19 protein-coding genes are annotated in these 18,228 nt (G+C 69.2%); 18 read left to right on the top strand and 1 reads right to left on the bottom strand.

What is annotated here, in order from left to right; all coding sequences use genetic code 11:
• The first annotated feature begins 21 nt into the window (after positions 1-21).
• Complete coding sequence (locus tag ASC67_RS20785; RefSeq protein WP_162245610.1) at positions 22-582, top strand: hypothetical protein; 561 nt, start codon at positions 22-24, stop codon at positions 580-582.
• Complete coding sequence (locus ASC67_RS07535) at positions 557-1,339, top strand: autoinducer binding domain-containing protein (RefSeq protein WP_056317332.1); 783 nt, start codon at positions 557-559, stop codon at positions 1,337-1,339. Before ASC67_RS20785 ends, ASC67_RS07535 begins: the two co-directional genes overlap by 26 nt.
• On the opposite strand, the gene ASC67_RS07530 is transcribed toward ASC67_RS07535, so the two are convergent.
• Positions 1,324-2,364, bottom strand: coding sequence for a rhodanese-like domain-containing protein (locus ASC67_RS07530; RefSeq protein WP_056317329.1), 1,041 nt, complete (start codon positions 2,362-2,364; stop codon positions 1,324-1,326). The two genes, ASC67_RS07535 and ASC67_RS07530, sit on opposite strands and share 16 nt — an antisense overlap.
• A 262-nt stretch (positions 2,365-2,626) precedes the next feature.
• Here ASC67_RS07530 and ASC67_RS07525 point away from each other — a divergent pair, with 262 nt between their 5' ends.
• Genes ASC67_RS07525 through ASC67_RS07455 form a run of 16 tightly spaced genes read left to right on the top strand, consistent with a single transcriptional unit; the run spans position 2,627 to position 18,142 of the window.
• Entirely contained in the window at positions 2,627-3,079 is a 453-nt protein-coding gene (locus ASC67_RS07525) for a hypothetical protein (protein WP_056317325.1), read from the top strand.
• Between the two features lie 16 nt (positions 3,080-3,095).
• Entirely contained in the window at positions 3,096-3,560 is a 465-nt protein-coding gene (locus ASC67_RS07520) for a lytic transglycosylase domain-containing protein (protein ID WP_235566254.1), read from the top strand.
• Between the two features lie 32 nt (positions 3,561-3,592).
• A complete protein-coding gene (locus ASC67_RS07515; RefSeq protein WP_056317319.1) occupies positions 3,593-3,895 on the top strand; it encodes a TrbC/VirB2 family protein in 303 nt (100 codons plus the stop codon).
• A gap of 10 nt (positions 3,896-3,905) precedes the next feature.
• Positions 3,906-4,238, top strand: coding sequence for a type IV secretion system protein VirB3 (locus tag ASC67_RS07510; RefSeq protein WP_056317314.1), 333 nt, complete (start codon positions 3,906-3,908; stop codon positions 4,236-4,238).
• Complete coding sequence (locus tag ASC67_RS07505) at positions 4,222-6,708, top strand: VirB4 family type IV secretion/conjugal transfer ATPase (protein WP_082535871.1); 2,487 nt, start codon at positions 4,222-4,224, stop codon at positions 6,706-6,708. Before ASC67_RS07510 ends, ASC67_RS07505 begins: the two co-directional genes overlap by 17 nt.
• Positions 6,705-7,133, top strand: a complete 429-nt coding sequence (locus tag ASC67_RS20175; protein WP_082535870.1) for a hypothetical protein — start codon at positions 6,705-6,707, stop codon at positions 7,131-7,133. The genes ASC67_RS07505 and ASC67_RS20175 overlap by 4 nt, the downstream gene beginning before the upstream one ends.
• A gap of 12 nt (positions 7,134-7,145) precedes the next feature.
• Positions 7,146-8,234 (top strand): type IV secretion system protein, encoded by a 1,089-nt coding sequence (locus ASC67_RS07500; protein ID WP_056317311.1) that lies wholly within the window; start codon positions 7,146-7,148, stop codon positions 8,232-8,234.
• Positions 8,235-8,259: 25 nt separating this feature from the next.
• On the top strand, positions 8,260-8,955 hold the full coding sequence (locus tag ASC67_RS07495) for a type IV secretion system protein (RefSeq protein ID WP_056317308.1): 696 nt from the start codon (positions 8,260-8,262) through the stop codon (positions 8,953-8,955).
• 12 nt (positions 8,956-8,967) lie between these two features.
• The gene (locus tag ASC67_RS07490) at positions 8,968-9,738 is read left to right on the top strand and encodes a virB8 family protein (protein ID WP_056317303.1); all 771 of its coding nucleotides are present in this window, start codon (positions 8,968-8,970) and stop codon (positions 9,736-9,738) included.
• Entirely contained in the window at positions 9,735-10,664 is a 930-nt protein-coding gene (locus tag ASC67_RS07485) for a TrbG/VirB9 family P-type conjugative transfer protein (protein ID WP_056317300.1), read from the top strand. The genes ASC67_RS07490 and ASC67_RS07485 overlap by 4 nt, the downstream gene beginning before the upstream one ends.
• A complete protein-coding gene (virB10, locus tag ASC67_RS07480; RefSeq protein ID WP_056317297.1) occupies positions 10,657-12,051 on the top strand; it encodes a type IV secretion system protein VirB10 in 1,395 nt (464 codons plus the stop codon). Before ASC67_RS07485 ends, virB10 begins: the two co-directional genes overlap by 8 nt.
• 5 nt (positions 12,052-12,056) lie before the next feature.
• Positions 12,057-13,160, top strand: coding sequence for a P-type DNA transfer ATPase VirB11 (virB11, locus tag ASC67_RS07475; RefSeq protein WP_056317293.1), 1,104 nt, complete (start codon positions 12,057-12,059; stop codon positions 13,158-13,160).
• Entirely contained in the window at positions 13,157-15,172 is a 2,016-nt protein-coding gene (locus tag ASC67_RS07470; protein ID WP_056317290.1) for a type IV secretory system conjugative DNA transfer family protein, read from the top strand. The genes virB11 and ASC67_RS07470 overlap by 4 nt, the downstream gene beginning before the upstream one ends.
• Positions 15,169-15,837 (top strand): OmpA family protein, encoded by a 669-nt coding sequence (locus tag ASC67_RS07465; protein ID WP_056317287.1) that lies wholly within the window; start codon positions 15,169-15,171, stop codon positions 15,835-15,837. The genes ASC67_RS07470 and ASC67_RS07465 overlap by 4 nt, the downstream gene beginning before the upstream one ends.
• A 24-nt stretch (positions 15,838-15,861) precedes the next feature.
• Positions 15,862-16,944: an LPD7 domain-containing protein gene (locus tag ASC67_RS07460; RefSeq protein WP_056317283.1), complete on the top strand. Its 1,083-nt coding sequence runs from the start codon at positions 15,862-15,864 to the stop codon at positions 16,942-16,944.
• Between the two features lie 34 nt (positions 16,945-16,978).
• A complete protein-coding gene (locus ASC67_RS07455) occupies positions 16,979-18,142 on the top strand; it encodes a DUF1173 domain-containing protein (RefSeq protein ID WP_082535869.1) in 1,164 nt (387 codons plus the stop codon).
• The last annotated feature ends 86 nt before the right edge of the window (positions 18,143-18,228 follow it).

The raw sequence follows: 18,228 nt of genomic DNA, 5'->3' as shown, positions 1-18,228 counted from the left end.
TCACGATTCGAGTGGGATGCAGTGATTGACAGCAAATCGAAAGCTTGGATCAATCCGCGCCTGAGAGGGTCATCATTGCTCCGGCCCATCGGCAGCCACCATCACAGGCGGCTTCAGCGGCCGTGCAATCAGGGAGCGCAGATGGGCACAGAGACCTCCTGCGGCGCCACGGCGCAGCATGCCGGGCGCAAGCCGATGGCTTGCCGCCAGCGCCGGACCGCCGAGCTGGATGCCAGCGAGATCGCGCCGCTCGGGCCGAAGGCCGCGCTCCTCCACGAGCGGCGTCAACGTCGCGCCTTGTCGAAGCCCACGCCCCGCGACTCATCGCGCTCTGTGGATGCAGTCCGGCTCGCGAGCGACGACGGTGCCGTCGCGTTTGCCTTGCATGCGGTGCCGGAAGGCCTGTTCGTCGAGCGCACGCAGAGGCGTCCACTGGGCGCCCTCGTCACGGTGGCGATGGTGTTCGAGCGGCGCGACGCGTTCGCGCGCTGGTGCGACAGCGACCCGGTCCGCTTCGACCATCCGATGCTGCACAGCCACTTGCGGCGCCACGGCGATGAGCTGCTGCCCGAACGCGCTTGACCAAGCGAGCCTGCGCGAGCATGCGAGTGCGCCGGGCTACTCGTCGCGGGCGCTCGAGATCGCCGGTCGCATCGAGTTGGCGACGTCCAAGCCAGCTGCGGTCGACCTGCTGCGACAAGCTGTCGAGCATCTGGGGGCCGACGCCGGATGGTTCACGAGCTTCATCCGCGACGACGCCACGCTTGCCTCGTACCGCTGCCTGCTGGCCTGCGATCCCGCATGGGGCACGGCGTATGCGCGCGATGGCTGGTTTGCCGACGATCCCTGGCTGCGCTACGCGATGCAGGCCTCGGAGCCAACCCGCTCGAGCGAGCTCATGCCGCGGTCGCCTCGCGAGCGCGCCTTCGTGGAGGCTGCCGGCGCCTACGGCTTCCGTTCCACCCTGATCGCGCCGACGCCGTCAGCCGCCGGCCACTCGCGCGTCGGTGTGCTCTGTCTCGGTTCGGCCACCGAGGGCTACTTCGACGACGAAGGCTATCGGACCGTGAAGCTGCTGGCGCGCTGCCTGGCGATGGAGCTGCATGGCTGGTGGCAAGGCCAGATCAAGGCCGAGCTGATCGCCCGCTCGCGCATCACCGAAGCGGAACTCGACCTGCTTCGGCACGAAGACGCCGGCCACAGCAGCAAAGCGATCGCTGCCGGGTTGCAGACCGAGGCGAAGACGATCGATTGCCGGTTCCAGCGCATCAACGCCAAGCTGGGCACGCCGAACCGGCGTGCCGCAGTCCGCATCGCCAAGCTCTACGGTCTGCTCTGAGCCCAGCCGCCGCGAGCGGCGGGGGGTGCTTTCAGCCAAGCTGCGACGACTGCGGACACGGTGCCTACGTCCAGCGAAGCCAGGCGAACGACTTCGGCGGGCCTTGCGCTTGCCAATCTTGCATCGAGAGGATCGATGCGGTCTTCGATCAACGCTGCCAGCAGATCGGTGGCGCCGCCCGGCCAGTCGGTGACCACATCAGCGGTCGCGATCGATGCGGTCCGCGACGGCACTTGAGCCCCGAGCGCCAGCAGCACGGCGTCGACCGGCGTGCGCGTCGCGCGGAGCTTGTGGCGCCACAGCCGGGCACGCGCCTCGACCGGTGCTTCGATCTTCATCGCAATGGCCCGCTGCATCGCCTCTGCGAAAGCCGGCGGCAACCTCAACTGGCTCGGCAACTGACCACCGCACCGGACCCAGACCGGACGGGCCGGGTCGAAGCGACGCAGCGCATCGAGCAAGGCCCCCTCGAAGCTGGCCTGTGACACGGGCCGGTCCCCCGTGACGCTCAATCCGGGCACCAGGTGTTGCCCTGCGAGGCTCGCCACGTCGAGCACCTGCTCGCCGCGTCGCCTCAGCACGCGCAGGAAGCGGCACACACCGCCGACCGGCGGACCGACGAGCTGCCGGAAGGTCAGCGCGCGCGGCAAGCGCTCCAGCCCGGCATCCACCCAGCGGCGGTAGTTCGGCCAGCCGCCGCCGAGCACGTCGACCTGCCAGCCAGCCCGCCTCAAGGGCCGGGCCCAGACCTCGCTGTCGAGTCCGCCCCGGCCGCAGTAGACGAGGATGGCCGCCTGTCGGTCCAGCGCCGCGACATGTGCTGCGAGACCCGGCGGCAACTCGCCGGGCGGTGACGACACCGCCGACGCGAGATGCACCGGCAGATGGATCGCCCCGGGCACGCGATCCTGCGCGTACGCCTCGGCGCTGCGCGCATCGATCACGAGCGCGTAGTCGTCGAAGTCCTGAACCTCCAGCTGATGCGGATGCACGAGCGGATCGAGAGACGCCATGGTCGTGAGCACCGGACCTCCTCGAGACAGCAGGAAAACACCCTGAATCCAGCATGAGCCCGCGTGGCGATCGAACCTAGAGTGACCTTGCGGGGCCTTGCGAGGCGCCGAAGGACTCCTCCCCGGACGACGTCAGCAGCGAGGACTCAGCATGCGAAGCAGCCTTATCCTAGACGCGGCCCGAGCCCATGCCAAGGACCGTTGCGAGTGCCGTGGCGGGTCTTGCACAAGGACACACGCGACGCTGCTGAGCGTCGCCGTCGCGCTGCTGTCAATGGGTGCGCCAGGCCCTGCGAAGGCGGTCGATGGCTGCCTGGTGCTGCTGTGCCTCGCCGCACCGAACTGGCGCGCGGTCCCGCAGTGCGTGCCGCCGATCAGGCAGCTGTTCCGTGACCTCGCCCGCGGCAGGTCGTTTCCGAGCTGCAGCATGGCCGGGGCAGGCAACTCGGCCACGCACGCCTGGGCCTACGCACCCTACCGCTGCCCGCCGCAGTACACCCGCATGCTCGGCCCGGTCTACACCTGCGACTACAGCGGCGTGGTCAGCGTCTCGATCGACGGCACCCTGTTCGCCCGCACCTGGTGGGCCCGGTCGGGCGGCACGGTGACCCAGTTCAGCCCGGCCGCCAAAGCGCAACTCGGCCAGTGGGACACGCGCTTCGACGACGACCATGCCGCCTGGCTGGCGTCGCTGCCGCCGCCGGCCACCTTCGACCTGACGCCCTGAAGGCCCAGCGATGGACATGGCCACCTTCCTTGCCTTGGTCGCGGCCTGCGCGCCGCAGGTCGACGGCATCACGGCCCGCGCCCTGGTCGACGTCGAGAGCGGATTCAACCCGCACGCGATCGGCGTGTTCGGCGGCGCGCTGGAGCGCCAGCCGCGCCATGCTGCCGAGGCGCTGGCGACGATCGAGCGGCTGCGGTCCGACGGCTGGAACTACAGCGTCGGCCTGGCACAGATCAATCGGCACAACTTCGAGCGCCTGGGCCTCACCGACGCATCGGCACTGGACGCCTGCACGAGCCTGACGGCGATGCAGACGGTCCTTGGCGAGTGCTTCGATCGCCATGGCGGCGATGCGACGCCGCAAGTCGCGCTGCGCCGGGCGCTGTCCTGCTACTACAGCGGCAATGCCGTCACCGGCTTTCGGCACGGCTACGTCGACCGTGTCGTCGAGGCGGCGCGGCGCATGGCAACCGCTCGCTGACGCATCACGCCCAGCTCTCCGAGGAGACCTCCATGCCATTCCCACACCCCGCCCCGTCGTCGCTGCCGCACCGGCTGATCGCCTTGACCCTGGTCGTCGCGTCCGGCGTCGCCCGCGCCCAGGGCTTCGAGCGGGTCAACACGACGGTCACGAACGTCAACGCCATCCTGGTGACGATCTCGATCGCCGTCGTGACGATCGCGATCATCTGGGCCGGCTTCAAGATGATCTTCCAAGGCGCGCGGCTGAGCGATGTCGCGAACGTGCTGATCGGCGGCACGCTGGTCGGCGGCGCCGCGGCGTTCGCCAGCTACATCGTCGCGCCGAGCACCTGAGGCTGCCGCCATGCATGCCGAAGCGATCTACAAGGGCGCGACGCGGCCGGCCATGAAGCTGGGCGTCCCGCTCGTGCCGCTGGTCGTGCTGGCAGGTACGGCGATGCTGCTGGTGATGTGGGGCGGCATCCTGGTCAGCGGCTGGCTGGCCGCGGCCGTGGTGCTGGCAACCGTGCCGGTCCTACTGTGGATGCGCTTCGTGACGCGGCGCGACGACCAGCGCTTCCGGCAGATGTTCGTCGCTGCGAAGCTCGGGCTGTGTGACCGCAACCGACGCTTCTGGCAGGCGCGGAGCTACGCGCCCATGGCTTACCGAGGAGCCCACGATGCTTGGCACCGCTGAATCGAGCCGCAAGGCGGCGCGCAAGCACCGGCCGGCGCCGCTGCTGCCACGCTACTGGGCGCAGGCGCTGCGCGAGAACCCGCTGGCGCGTTTCGTGCCGTTCTCGTCGCTCGTCGGTCCCCATGACGTCATCACCCGTGGTGGCGACTACCTGCGGGTCTGGCGCCTGGATGGCATTCCCTTCGAATGCACCGACGAACAGGTTATCGCCGAACGGCACGAGGCGCTGTGCAGCCTGCTGCGCAACCTGGCCGGTGGCCAGTGGGCGGTCTGGACGCATCGGCTGCACCGCGTCGTCGAGGATCGGCTGCAGGAGCCCGCCGAGCCCGGCTTCGCCCGCGACCTGTCGTCCGCCTACCAGGCGCGCCTGGGTCAACGTCGGATGATGAGCAACGAGCTCTACCTGACGCTGGTGTACCGGCCGAACGTCTCGCGGGTGAGCCGGGCGCTCCAGCCGACACAGCGCTCGCGCGCGGCCATCGCCGCCGCCCAGGCCGACGCGCTGCGGCTGATGGACGAGCGCTCGGCACTGGTCGCCCGGGTGCTGCGCGGTTTCGGCCCCGAACTGCTGGGGCTGCGTCGGCAGGGTGGCCGCAGCTACTCGGAAGTCGCCGAGTTCCTCGGCTACCTCGTCAACGGCGTCTGGCGTCCCGTCCCGGCGACCGCCGGACCGCTCTACCGCAGCCTGCCGACGGCCAGGCTGTGCTTCGGCGGCGACAAGCTGGAGTTGCGGCAGGGCGACCAGCGCCGCTACGCCGCGCTGGTCGACATCAAGGAGTACGCCGATGCGGTCGAGCCCGGCATCCTCGATGCCCTGCTGTACGAAGCCAGCGAGTTCATCGAGACGCAGAGCTTCTCGGTTCTGCCGCGGCGCGAGGCGATCGCCGCGCTCGAGCTGCAGCGCGACCAGCTGATCGCCAGCGACGACGTGGTCGCCACGCAGGTGGCCGAGATGGACGTGGCGCTGAACGAGCTGGGCGACGGCCAGTTCTGCATGGGCGAGTACCACTACAGCCTGGTGGTTTTCGGCGACAGCGTGGCCGATGCCGGCCGGCGCGCCGCGCAGGCCATCGGCGCCGTCGGCGAGGCGTCGAGCCTTCAGATGGCCCCGGTGGACCTGGTCGCCGATGCCGCCTGGCTCGCGCAGATGCCGGGCAACTGGCAGTGGCGGCCACGCGATGCCAAGCTGTCGTCGCGTGCCTTCGCGGCGCTGGCCAGCGGCCACAACTTCGCGCGCGGCAAGCGCGACGGCAACCCCTGGGGCGAGGCCCTGGCGCTGCTGCGCACGCCGTCCGGCCAGCCCTACTACCTGAACCTGCACCACAGCCCCGAGGGCGAGGACTCGGCCGACCGGAAGCTGCCGGGCAACACGCTGATCATCGGCTCGACGGGCGTCGGCAAGACGACGCTGGAGATGTTCCTGCTGACGCTCACGCGCAAGTGGACGCCTGCGCCGCGGTTGGTGCTGTTCGACCTCGACCGGGGCTGCGAGATCGCGATCCGTGCCCTGGGTGGCCGCTACTTCACGCTCGAAGCCGGTCAGCCGACCGGCTGCAACCCACTGCAACGCGAGCCGACGCCGGCGCGCCTGCAGTTCTGGGAACAGCTGGTCCGCACCTGCCTCGAGACCCCGGCCCTGCCGCTGCTGCCGTCCGACGAGCGGGCGATCGCCGATGCGGTGCGCGCGGTCGCATTGATGCCGGCGCCGTTGCGGCGCTTCTCGACGCTGCGGCAGAACCTGCCCAAGACCGGCGAGAACAGCCTGTTCGAGCGGCTCGGCCGCTGGTGCCAGGGTGGCGCGCTCGGCTGGGTGTTCGACCAGGCCGACGACCGCCTGCAGGACCTGCAGGCTGCGCCGGTGATCGGCTTCGACACCACCGAGTTTCTGGACCTGCCTGAGGTCCGCACGCCGGTGATGATGTACCTGCTGCAGCTCATGGAAGAGCTGGTGAACGGCGAGCGGCTGATCTACGTGATCTCGGAGTTCTGGAAGGCGCTCGACCACCCGATCTTCAGCGACTTCGCCAAGCAGAAGCAGAAGACGATCCGCAAGCAGAACGGCCTGGGCATCTTCGACACGCAAAGCCCGTCGGACGTGCTGCGCCACCCGATCGGCCGGACCATGATCGAGCAGAGCGTGACCAAGATCTTCCTGGCCAACCCTGAAGCGGTCCGCGAGGAGTACGTCGAAGGCTTCGGGTTGAGCCTGGCCGAGTTCGACATCGTGCGCAGCCTGGGCTCCCAGGGCGGAAGGCGCTTCCTGGTCAAGCAGGGCCACGCGAGCGCGATCTGCGAGCTCGACCTGTCCGGGTTGGACGACTTCATCACCGTGCTGTCGGCCACGACCGACAACGTCGCGCTGCTCGACGGCATCCGCGCACGGCATGGTGACGATGCGTTTCAGTGGCTTCCCGTCCTGCTGCGCGAGGTTCAGGATCGCAAGTCCAGAAACTCGAGGAGAGCAGCATGAAACTGCTTCAGTTCGCCATGGCAGCGACGTTCTGCGCGCTTGCCGCCGCCCCAGCCTCCGCTCAGTACGTCAAGGGCAATGAGGCGGTGAAGGTCATGCCGGACGGATCAAGACGCGTCGAGCTACCTCCCGTTCCGGTGGCGGGGCCCGCATCCAAGTCACGCCCATGCGCAGCGGAGGCGGGCTGCAACGCCGGGCCGTGGCACATGGTCGAGACGACCGATGGCTTGCGGGAGTGCACCGAGCCGTTTGCGCGTCCGACGACATGCCGTGCATCAAGCTACGGAACAAAGAAGCTGTCTCGGCTCTGGATCGCGAAGCGCGGTCCGACCTGGCTTTGGTGTCAATACCCGGACATCGGCAGCAAGTGCGTCGACATGCACGCGCGGCCGCCGGCGAACCTGCCGTACGACGCCGTTCAGTGAAGGAGACACCGCGTGTTTGCTTGGATGGGTGCCCGCTTCGATGCGATCCTGAGCACTTACGCGCTCGGCGTCGTGTCCGCGTTGATGAGCGCGTTGACCCCCGTCGTGCTGACCGCGATGACTCTCTGGGTGGCCTTGTACGGCTGGGCCGTCCTGCGAAACGAAGTTCCCGAGTCGGTTCCGACCTTCTTGTGGAAGGTGTTCAAGATCGGGCTCATCCTCACCTTCGCGCTTCAGTCCGGCTTCTACGTCTCGAACGTCGCTGAGACAGCCAACGCCTTGGCCATGGGAGTGGCAACCACTTTCCTTCCAGCCGCGGCTGACCCAGCCACGATCAGCTCGCCGTATGCATTGCTGGATCGATTCAATGACGATGCAAGCGCGCAAGTGGCCGACATCATGAAGGACGCGAGCATGTTCCGACTCGACCTCGTGCTTGCCGCGGCGATCTTCTCGATGGGGTCGGTGATCTTCCTGTGCATCGCGCTGTTCGTGGTCACGCTGTCTAAGCTGCTCCTGACCTTCCTCATCGCGATCGGCCCCCTCTTCATCTTCGGCCTGGCCTGGCGACCGACCGTCCGCTTCTTCGACAGTTGGCTGTCGATGCTGCTGAACGCGGTCGTGCTCACCTGGTTCGCTTTCTTCGCATTGGGCCTCAGCGCCTACATGGGTCAACAGATGTTCGCGGCAATCCAGAGCGGCGGTGGGTTCCTCGGAGCGACGTTCAACGTGCTGGGTGAGGCGATCCGGTACTGCGTGCTCATGGTCTTGATGGGGATCCTTTGCTTCCAGGCACCGTCCCTTGCCTCTGCCTTGACCGGTGGCGCCGCGGTCCAACAGGGCTTCCAGATGGTCCAGAACGCGCTCATGGTCGCCGGGCTCAGGTCGGCCGCCTTGTCACGCCCCGCTGCGCCGCCGACGGCCGGGGGCGTCATTCGGGCTGGCGCCGGCCTACCGCGGGCGGTCAGCAGCGCCGCGACCGCCGTCGGAAACCGCCTCGCGCCGATGGCCGCGACGGGCACCACTGCCATGGCCCGACAAGGCTATGGCTACGTCCGCACCGCCGCCTACAAGCTCGCTGCCCTTCGAGGCCGCGCCTGATTCAACCCACGCCTGGGAGGCTCGCATGAAGCATCGACTTCGCATCACCGCTGCACTGCTCACCGCATTGGCGACCAGCGGCGCCCACGCCGGCGGCATTCCGGTCATCGACGTGGCCAACCTCGCGCAGACCGTGCAGCAGGTGGTCAACGACATCACGAAGATCCAGAACCAACTGCAGCAGATCACGCAGCTGCAGAACCAGCTCGCCAGCATCAATGGCGTGCGGAACCTGGGCAACGTCCTCAACAACCCGCAGCTGCGCAACTACGTTCCGGCCGAGGCCTACACGGTGGTCAACGCGGTCCACGGCTCAGGCTACGCCGGCCTGACGGGTACCGCCAAGGCGCTGCGCGACGCGACGCTGATCTACAACTGCATGGACCTCTCGGGCAGCAGCCGCAGTTCGTGCCAGGCGAGTTTGGCGGAGCCCTACCAGTACAAGGGCGTGCTGCAGGATGCGATGAAGTCGGCGGCCGGCCGACTGGCGCAGATTCAAGGCTTGATGGACCAGATCGACGCCACGACCGATCAGAAGTCGATCCTCGAGATCCAGGCCCGCGTCGGCGCCGAAAACGCCTTGCTGGCGCATGAGGTGTCCCAGATCCAGATGCTGCAGGGCCTGGCCGACAGCGACGAGCGCATCGCCCGTTCGCGCGACCGCGAGCGGCAGTACGAGATGCTGGGCCGCACCGGTCGCATCGCCGACTACCTGCCCTAGCGCGGAACGCCCATGAGTGCCGTCATCGGGGCCGGCAGCCCGCCGGTCGGAGCCGCCGCATGGCCGCGGCGCCCCTTGACCGACGAGGACGACGACGCCCTCGCCGCCAACCGCAACTGGGAGGTCGATCGGGCCTTGATGCTCGAACGGTCGGAGCGCCGCGCCTGGTGGGTCGCTGGGGTCGGCATGATGCTGGGCCTGCTCGGCATCGCGGCCGTCTTTGCGCAGGGCCCACTGCGCCGCGTCGTGGAAGTGCCGATCGTCGTCGACCGCGTCACCGGCGAGACGACGATCCAGCAGCGCCTGGCCGTCGAGACGATTCCACCGCTGGAGGCGCTCGACAAGCACAACCTCGCGACCTTCGTACGGGCCCGCGAGGGCTACAGCTGGATGTTCCTGCAGCGCGACTTCGACCAGGTCGCGCGCATGGCGGCGTCAACGGTGTTTGCCGACTACAACCGCCAGTTCGAGGGCGACGGCGCGTTGCAGAAGAAGATCGGCGCTGCCGAGGAATGGCGCATCCAGATCGTCGGGGTCCGGCTCACGCCATCCGGTCGCAGCGGCAACCGATCGGACGCCACGGTCACCTACGACAAGGTCGTGCGCCTCGCCGAGCGGAACCTGCCCGACGTCACGACGCGCCACGTTGCCAGCGTCGTCTACCAGTACCAGCCCAAGGTGCTCGCCAAGGAGCGCGACCGGCTCGAAAACCCTTTCGGTTTCGTGGTGACGGCCTACCGCTCCGACCCCGAGATCAACACCGTCCCAGGAGCCAAGCCATGAAAGCCACCGGCACGACGACGCTGCTGGCTGCTGCGGCCCTGCTTGGGCCGACGACCGGCGCCGCCCAGAGCGACCCGCGCCTGCGCGAGGTGAGCTACGACGCCCAGGCCGTCGTCACCGTGCCGGTCAAGCGCGGCATCGTGACGCATGTCGTCCTCGATGCCGACGAAGCGATCACCGAGGTGGGTGCCGGCCTCGGCGGCGACTGCGCGAAGCCGGACGCCGCCTGGTGCATCGCGACCCAGCCTGGTGGTCGCAACATCTTCGTCAAACCCAAGTCGACGGCCTCCGCACCGAACAACCTGGCGGTCGTGACGGATCGACGGACCCACGCCTTCCGCTTCGTGCCGCTGGCCGACGGTGATCCCAGGCCCGCGGTATACCGCCTGGTCGTCCGGGCGCCGACGCAGCGGCCTCTGGCCTCAAACCCCTTGCGCGATCCCGGCTTGGCGCTGCGCCCTGGACCGATTCCGGTCGCGCCGGCCCCGACGGCCGCCGAGCTCGTGGCCGAGCGCATCAAGGCCAAACCCCAGGTGCTCAACACGAGCTACTCGATCGCCGAGGGCAAGGGTTCCGCGGACATCGTGCCGACACTGGTGTTCGACGACGGTCGGTTCACCTACCTGCGCTTCCCGGGCAACCGCGAGATTCCGGCGGTGTTCCACGTGCTCGGTGACGGCGGCGAGTCGCTGGTCAACGCGCGGATGGAAGACGAGCTGCTCGTCGTCGATCGCGTCAGCCGACGCCTCGTGCTGCGCGCCGGATCGGCCGTCGTCGGTCTGTGGAACGAAGCCTTCGACATCGACGGCGTGCCGCCCGTCGAGTCGACCACCGTGCCGGGCGTACGGCGATCGTTGAGGGCGGAACACGCTGTCTCGGCGCCGGCGACGACCCGGGCAACCGCGCAGGAGCCCCGCCATGAGTGACGATCCGAGGCCCTCCGCCGGCCCGCCGGCCGACCGCATCGAGCCGCTGCCGGGCGAGCCGGGCATTCCCAACGTCGCCGAAGCGGCGCGGCCGCCGTGGTCGAAGAAGGGGCTGGTCGCAGTCGTCCTCCTCGTCGGCTCGCTGATCGCCGTGTCGGCGTTCTCGATCCAGCGCTTCGCGTCCAGCGGCAAGCCGGCCGACGACGCCCAGCCGACTCGCGACCGGCCGGCTGCTGCGACGGGCCAGCCGCGCACGCTCGACATGGCCGTCCCAGCCAAGGCGGCGTCTGCACCGACTGTCCCGCCGCGCATCCCGGCGATTGAGCCGACAGTGGCCGAGGCCGCAGAGCCGATCGGCGTGCGCCGAACGGGTCAAGCAGCGGCATCTCCGGCCAACGGGGGAACCCGCCCCACCCTCCCGGAGGATGCCCCCGTCCTGCTGGTGTCCACCCGTCCGGAGGCCCCCGGCCGGCAGCAGGCCGCCGTCGCCGCAACCCCGACAGGGCCCGACGCACGGGCACCGGATCCGGCCGATCCGCTGGACCAGACGCGCCGCAATCTCGAGGACTACCAGCGCCAGCTCCAGGGCCTGCTCGCAACGCTCAACGCGTCGGCCGCCGCAGCGACTTCCCAGGGTGAGCCGACGATGGCAGGCGACGGCGCGTCCCTTGTGAACCCCCTTGCGGGTGGCCTGCCGCCCCCGGCAGGGGTGCCCTCGGCAGGGGGGCTCTTCGGGGGCCAGATGCAGGGGTCCGCCACGCCGCGGGTCGTCGCCGCGATGCTCGGCAACCGCAGCCTGACCCTGTCCAAGGGGACGGCGTTCACCTGCGCGCTCAAGACCAAGGTGATCAGCGCGACCTCGGGCATGGTCGGGTGCCAGGTCCAGCGCAATGTCTACAGCGACGACGGCCGCGTGTTGCTGATCGAGCGCGGCTCGCATCTGGACGGCGAGTACCGCATCGCCTCGGTCCGGCCGGGCACGGTCCGCATCCCGGTGTTGTGGACCCGGCTGCGCACGCCGCACGGCGTGACCGTCGACATTGAATCACCGGGCACCGGCCCGCTCGGCGAATCCGGCGTCGACGGCTACGTCGACAACCGCTGGGGCGAACGCATCGGCGCCGCGATGCTGCTGTCGCTGATCGACGACTCGGTCAAGCTCGTGATCCAGAACCAGGCCAACGACCGCAGCGCCGACACCATCGTGCTGCCCTCGACGACTGCCAACACCAGCAAGCTCGCAGAGAAGCTGCTCGACAGCACCATCGGCATCCCGCCGCTGATCTACCAGAACCAGGGCGGCATCGTCGGCATCTACGTGGCCCGCGACGTGGACTTCTCGTCGGTGTACGAGCTGCATCCCACGGCCCGCGACACCGCGCGGTGAGGTCAATGAGCGACAAGGCTGTCACCCTCGCGAGCGCGGCCGCTGACGGCCCGCCAGCGGCCTGGGCCGGTGACGCGACCTCGGTCAACGAGTTCCTGCGCCCGCTGCGCGCCCAGCTCGACGCACCCGGCGTGCTCGAGGTCTGTGTCAACCAGCCCGGCCGGATGCTGGTCGAGACGGCGCAAGGATGGACGCCCGCCGCGGCACCCGAGCTCACGCTTGAGCGCTGCCTGTCGCTGGCCACGGCGGTGGCGACCTATGGCGACCAGCGCATCGACGCGGAGCGCCCCTTGCTGTCGGCCACGCTGCCAAGCGGCGAGCGGGTGCAGTTCGCAATCCCGCCGGCGGTCACGCGCGGCACGGTGTCGATCACGATCCGCAAGCCCTCCGGGCTGATCAAGCGACTCGAGGACTTCGAGCGTGACGGCCTGTTCGAGCGCACCGCCACGGTGACCCACGCGGCGTCGAGCGAGCTGCTGCCTCTCGAGCGCGAACTGCTCGCGTTGAAGGAGGCCGGCCGCTGGGCCGATTTTCTGCGCTTGGCGGTGCGTCGCCACCAGACCATCGTCGTCAGCGGCAAGACCGGCTCGGGCAAGACCACCTTCATGAAGGGCCTGGTCGAGGAGGTGCCGCGCCACGAGCGCCTGATCACGATCCAGGACACCGCCGAGCTGACGCTGCCGCATCACCCCAACGTCGTCCACCTGTACTACAGCAAGGACGCCCAAGGCACGGCGAAGGTGACCGCCAAGTCGCTGCTCGAAGCCTGCCTGCGCATGAAGCCGGACCGCATCTTCCTGGCCGAGGTGCGCGGCGACGAATGCTTCCACTTCGTGCGGCTCGCGGCCTCCGGACACCCCGGCAGCATCACCAGCGTGCATGCCGGCAGCTGCGCGCTGGCTTTCGAGCAGATGGCGCTGATGATCCGCGAGAGCGGCGCCGGCGGCGGCCTGCGCATGCACGAGATCAAGTGGCTGCTCGGCGTCGTGGTCGACGTGGTGGTGCAGTTCGACCGCGACGAGCGCGGGCGCTTCGTCTCGGAGCTGTACTACGAGCCGCGACGCCAGCGCCTGGCGCGCTGGGACGACGCCATGGGGGCGGCGGCATGAGCGGCGTCCTCCCGATGCCGCTGGCGGCCTGGCCAGCCGGGCGCAAGGCTGCCGCGTGCGTCTTCGTGGGACTGGCGGGCCTCGTGCTGGTCATCGCGGCCACGTACGCCGCCGCGGTGCTCTTCCTGCTGTTGAACAAGGCCGATCCGCGCCAGGCCGATGTCACCAGCCTGCTGCACTACTGGACGCTCTACGCGGACGATCCGCCGCTGCGCCGCAAGCTGCTCGCCTCGATCCTCCTGTCCGGCGTCGGCGTGCTGATCGCGCTCCCGGCCGCGCTCGTCGCCGCGGCGCGCCGGCGTCGGCCGCTGCACGGCAACGCCCGCTTCGCTAACGCGGCCGAGATCCGCCGTGCCGGGCTGCTCCGCGGCACAGGCTCCAGCATCCTCGTCGGCCGCCACGGCCGGCAGTTTCTCGCCCTGCCCGGCCAGCTGTCGGTGATGCTGTCGGCGCCGACCCGCAGCGGCAAGGGCGTCGGCGTCGTGATTCCGAACCTGCTGAACTGGCCCGACTCGGTCGTGGTGCTCGACATCAAGGGCGAGAACTACGACGTGACGGCCGGCTACCGCGCGGCGCGCGGCCAGGCGGTCTACGCCTTCTCGCCCTTCGACGAAGGCGCGCGCAGCCACCGCTGGAACCCGCTGAGCACGGTGCGCACCAGTCCGCTGCACCGGGTCGGCGACCTGCTCGCGGTCGGCCAGGTGTTCTTTCCGAACGAAGGCGGCGGAAGCTCGTCTGAAGCCTTCTTCAACGACCAGGCCCGCAACCTCTTCCTCGGCATCGGGCTGTACCTGCTGGAGACGCCCGATCTGCCGCGCACGATCGGCGAGATGCTGCGCCAGTCCTCCGGCAAGGGGCAGCCGATGAAGGATCACTTCACGGCCGTGATCCGACAGCGTCAGGAAGACGGCCAGCCCTTGTCCGACGAATGCGTCGACGCCCTGCAGCGGCTGCTGTCCAACTCCGAGAACACGCTGTCGAGCGTCGTCGCGACCTTCAACGCGCCGCTGGTGATCTTTGCCGATGCGATCGTCGACGCGGCCACCAGCGCCGACGACTTCCAGCTCGAGGACCTGCGGCGGCGGCGCATGTCGGTCTACGTGCGCGTGCCACCGAACCGGCTGGCCAGCGCTCGGCCGCTGCTGAACCTCTTCTTCTCGCAGCTGGTGAGCCTGAACACGCGCACCCTGCCCCGCCAGGACCCGAGCCTCAAGCTGCAGTGCCTGATCGTCAACGACGAGTTCACGGCGATGGGCCGGGTCGGCGTCATCAGCACGGCGGTTGCTTTCCTCGCAGGGTACAACCTGCGGCTGCTGACCGTCGTGCAGGCGATGTCGCAGCTCGACGCCGTCTACGGCGAGAAGGAGGCGCGCAGCTTCGCCACCAACCACGGCCTCCAGATCCTCTACGCGCCGCGTGAGCAGCGCGACGCCGACGAGTACAGCGCGATGCTCGGGCACTTCACCGAGCGCTCCACCTCGCGCGGCCGCAGCCGCTCGTTCAGCGGCCGTGGCCAGACCACCGTCAGCCGCAACGAGTCGGACCAGCGTCGGGCGCTGCTGCTGCCCCAGGAGTTCAAGGAGCTCGGCGTCGAGCGGCTGGTCATCGTGATGGAGAACTGCAAGCCCATCCTCGGCGAGAAGCTGCGCTACCACCGCGAGCCGGCCTTCCGCGACCGGCTGCGGCCGCCGCCCGCCGTGCCGGCGATCGACATGGACCTGCACTTCGCCCGCGTCCAGCAACGCTGGGTCCACGCCCCGGACGAGATCGGCGCCGGCGAAACGCTGAGGCTGGAACAGCTCGCCCTCGCCTCGACCGACCTGCCCGACTTCGCCGCAGCCGAGACGCCCGTGGACATCGATGCCTCGCTCGACCAGTTCTTCGGCGCCACGCGCGTCGCCGGGCGGCACGGCGGCGAGGTCGAGCCGGCATTACCCGACCGCGCCGACGACGACGCAGCGTGGCACGAGTTACCAAGCCTGCAGCTCTTGGAAGAAGGAGCCTCGACATGAACCCTTCCGCCCCCCTCCTGCCCTGGCTGCCGTGGCTGCTGCTCGTGTCGTCCTGCGGCGCTCCACCGAAGCCGCCGACCGTCGACGAGTCGCGCAAGCGGCCGGCCAACACGTCGATGGCGGTCGAACTGCAGACCTGCCGTCACGAGCTGCAAAACACGAGGCTGATGGCTACCGAGAGCGTGCGCAGCGCGGAAGCAAGCGGTCTTACCGCAGCCAGACTGACGCAGCACCAGCAGGCCCTGCTGCAATCGACCTCCCCCGCCGCGCAGCGCAACCTGCTCGTGCCGGTGCTGTTCGCTTTCGGCAGCACCAGGATGACCCTGCCGGATGCCGATGCGACGCGGATCGTCGAGGCCGTGCGGGGGGCGCCGCTGATCCTGCTGCGCGGTCGTACCGACGGCTCGGTCGACTCCTCCGTAGAAAGCGCGGTCGCCCGCCAACGTGCCGCCGCCGTTGAGCGCTGGCTGGTGCAGGCCGGTGTCGAGCCGGCACGCATCCGCACCACCTGGCAGCCGGTCGGCGACCACGCGGCCGACAACAGCACGCTGGGCGGTCGCGCGCTCAACCGGCGCGTCGAGATCGAGGTCTATCGCGCCGCGCCGATCGTGGCGACCGTGGAAGGGTTCGGAGCACCGTCCGCCCAGCGCACGGCGGCGCAGTGAGGCTGATCAAGCAAGGAGGCTTCCATGGATGACTTGCCCGCTCGCGCAGCTTCGCCCTCCACCCCGGGGGGCGTCGTCGAGCCGAACGATCGTGCCGCTGTGGCCAAGGCGCGGTTCCAGACACCCGAGCCCGAGGGCCCGCGCTTCGAACTGCGTGACCCGACGACGGATCTGATCTATCACGCGACGACGTTCGGGGACATGGTCGTCAAGGCCGACCGCGTCAACGCCTTGCGCTTCACGGCGATCGACGAGCAGGGACAACGCAGCTTCGTCCACAAGGTCGAGGGCACCTGGCAGCGGCCGACCTGGCTCGAGCCCAATAGAACAGAAGCCTCGCAACGCGGCATGGCGCCGTCCGGCAAGGCTGAGCCCTCGCCGCCGGCCGCCATCGCCGAAACCATCGTCGCCCGCATCGATGCCGAGGCCGAGCGCGCCGCGCTGGTGGCGCGCCTCGAAGCGGCGCTGAACGACCGCTACATCGTCAAGCGCGCAGTCGTCACCGTCGGCGACCGCCCGCTCGGGCAGACCGAGTACCACTACCGAGGCGACGCCGCCCGCGTGGCGTTCACAGAGTCGACCTTCCGGCTTGCCACCGACACCAACAACCCCTCGGTCGCCCGCTCGATGGTCGACGTGGCTGAAACGCGGCACTGGGAGGCGCTGCGCGTGTCCGGTCATGACGACTTCCGGCGCCTGGTCTGGCTCGAGGCCAGCGTGCGCGGCGTCAAGACGATCGGCTACGAGCCGGTGCCGGGCGACCTCGAGCTCTTGCGCAAGGAGCGCGAGGCGCGACAGGTGAACCGCATCGAGCGGGCGGCCGGGGCCGAGGCGGGCGCAACGACCGCCAAGCCCTCGAGCCGCGGCAGCGGCAGTCGCAAAACGGTGCTCGCCGCGATCGAGGCCGTGCTGGTCGCCCAGCGAGTGCCCGAGAAGCGGCGGGAAGTCATCATGGCAGCCGCGGCAGCCAACCTGGCAAAGCGCCTGGCGGCGGGCGAGGTGCACAAGGTCAAGGTGTACGACAAGGCGGCGCCTTCGCAGCGGGTGGTCACCCGCCCGACGCCGGAGCCGCAGCGCGGACGGGAGCGCACGGCGCTCGTTCGATAGCGGGCCTTCGAGCTCCGCACTCCCGAGCGGCGTCATGGCCATCTATCTGATCGGGCGTCACCGGTGGTCGTCGGACGATGAAGGTCTTGCGGCTGCGCTGGCGGAAGCGCATTCCGAGCGGCTCAGGCCGAGATGCCTGTGCCTAGTCGTCGGCGTCGAGATGTACGTCGCCCGGCTCGGCGAGAGCTACATCGTCAAGCGCATGCCCGGAACTGGGAGCCACCACGCCCCGGATTGCCCCTCCTATGAACCGCCCCCAGAGGCTTCGGGCCTCGGTCAGGTCCTCGGCTCCGCGATCCTTGAAGACCCGACGACCGGCGAGACGGCCTTGAAGCTCGGCTTCTCGATGTCCAAGCTCGGCGGCCGATCAAAGCTACCGGAGCCTGGTAGCCCCTCGGCCGACAGTGTGGTGTCCGACGGCAGCAAGCTGTCGCTGCGCGCACTGCTGCACTACCTGTGGGATCAGGCCGGGCTGACGCGATGGGAGCCCGGCTTCGCGGGCAAGCGCAGCTGGGGCACGGTGCGCAAGCACCTGCTGCAAGCCGCCGAACACAAGATCGCCCGTGGTGAATCGCTGCGCAGCCGCCTCTACATCCCCGAAGTCTTCACGGTCGAGCAGCGCGACCAACTCAATGCGCGTCGCCTCGGGCACTGGCGCCATGCAGTAGCGGCGCCGGGCCGGCCGCAGCAACTGATGCTGCTGATCGGCGAAGTGAAGGAGATCGTGCCGGCACGCTATGGCTACAGGGCCGTGATCAAGCATGTGCCCGACCAGGCCTTTGCGCTCGACGAAGCGCTCTACCGGCGGCTGGGGCGTCGTTTCGAGGCGGAGTTGACCCTGTGGGGAGCCACGGACGGGGTGCGAATGCTGACCATCGCGACCTTTGCAGTGAACGAGACAGGCATCCCGACGATCGCCGAGCTGTCGCTGATGGCGGTGACCCTGCAGTGGTTGCCCGTCGACAACTTGTTCGAGATGCAGCTGGTCGATCGGCTCGTGACGGAACGGCGCTCATTCATCAAAGGGCTACGCTACAACGTGAGCCCTTCAACAGTCGTCGCCACCGCTGCGCTCATCGACACTGGCGATCGCCCTACGATGCTGTTCGTCTCCTCGCTGGCCGAAGCGGCGCGATGGGGAACCGACAGGGAATCGCGCGAGCAGCCGCTCGCGGCGACTTGGTGTGGCATCACATGACCGAAGCGATGCCCTCGCTGCCGGCTCGGATGGTTCTCACCCCATAGTAGGCGGTCGTGCCTTACGTGCCGTACTGTTCGTAGCGG

The sequence above is a fragment of the Methylibium sp. Root1272 genome, assembly GCF_001425905.1.
Taxonomy (GTDB): domain Bacteria; phylum Pseudomonadota; class Gammaproteobacteria; order Burkholderiales; family Burkholderiaceae_C; genus Methylibium.
The sequence above is the reverse complement of the archived record's forward strand: the minus strand, read 5'-3'. Positions and strand labels throughout refer to the sequence as shown.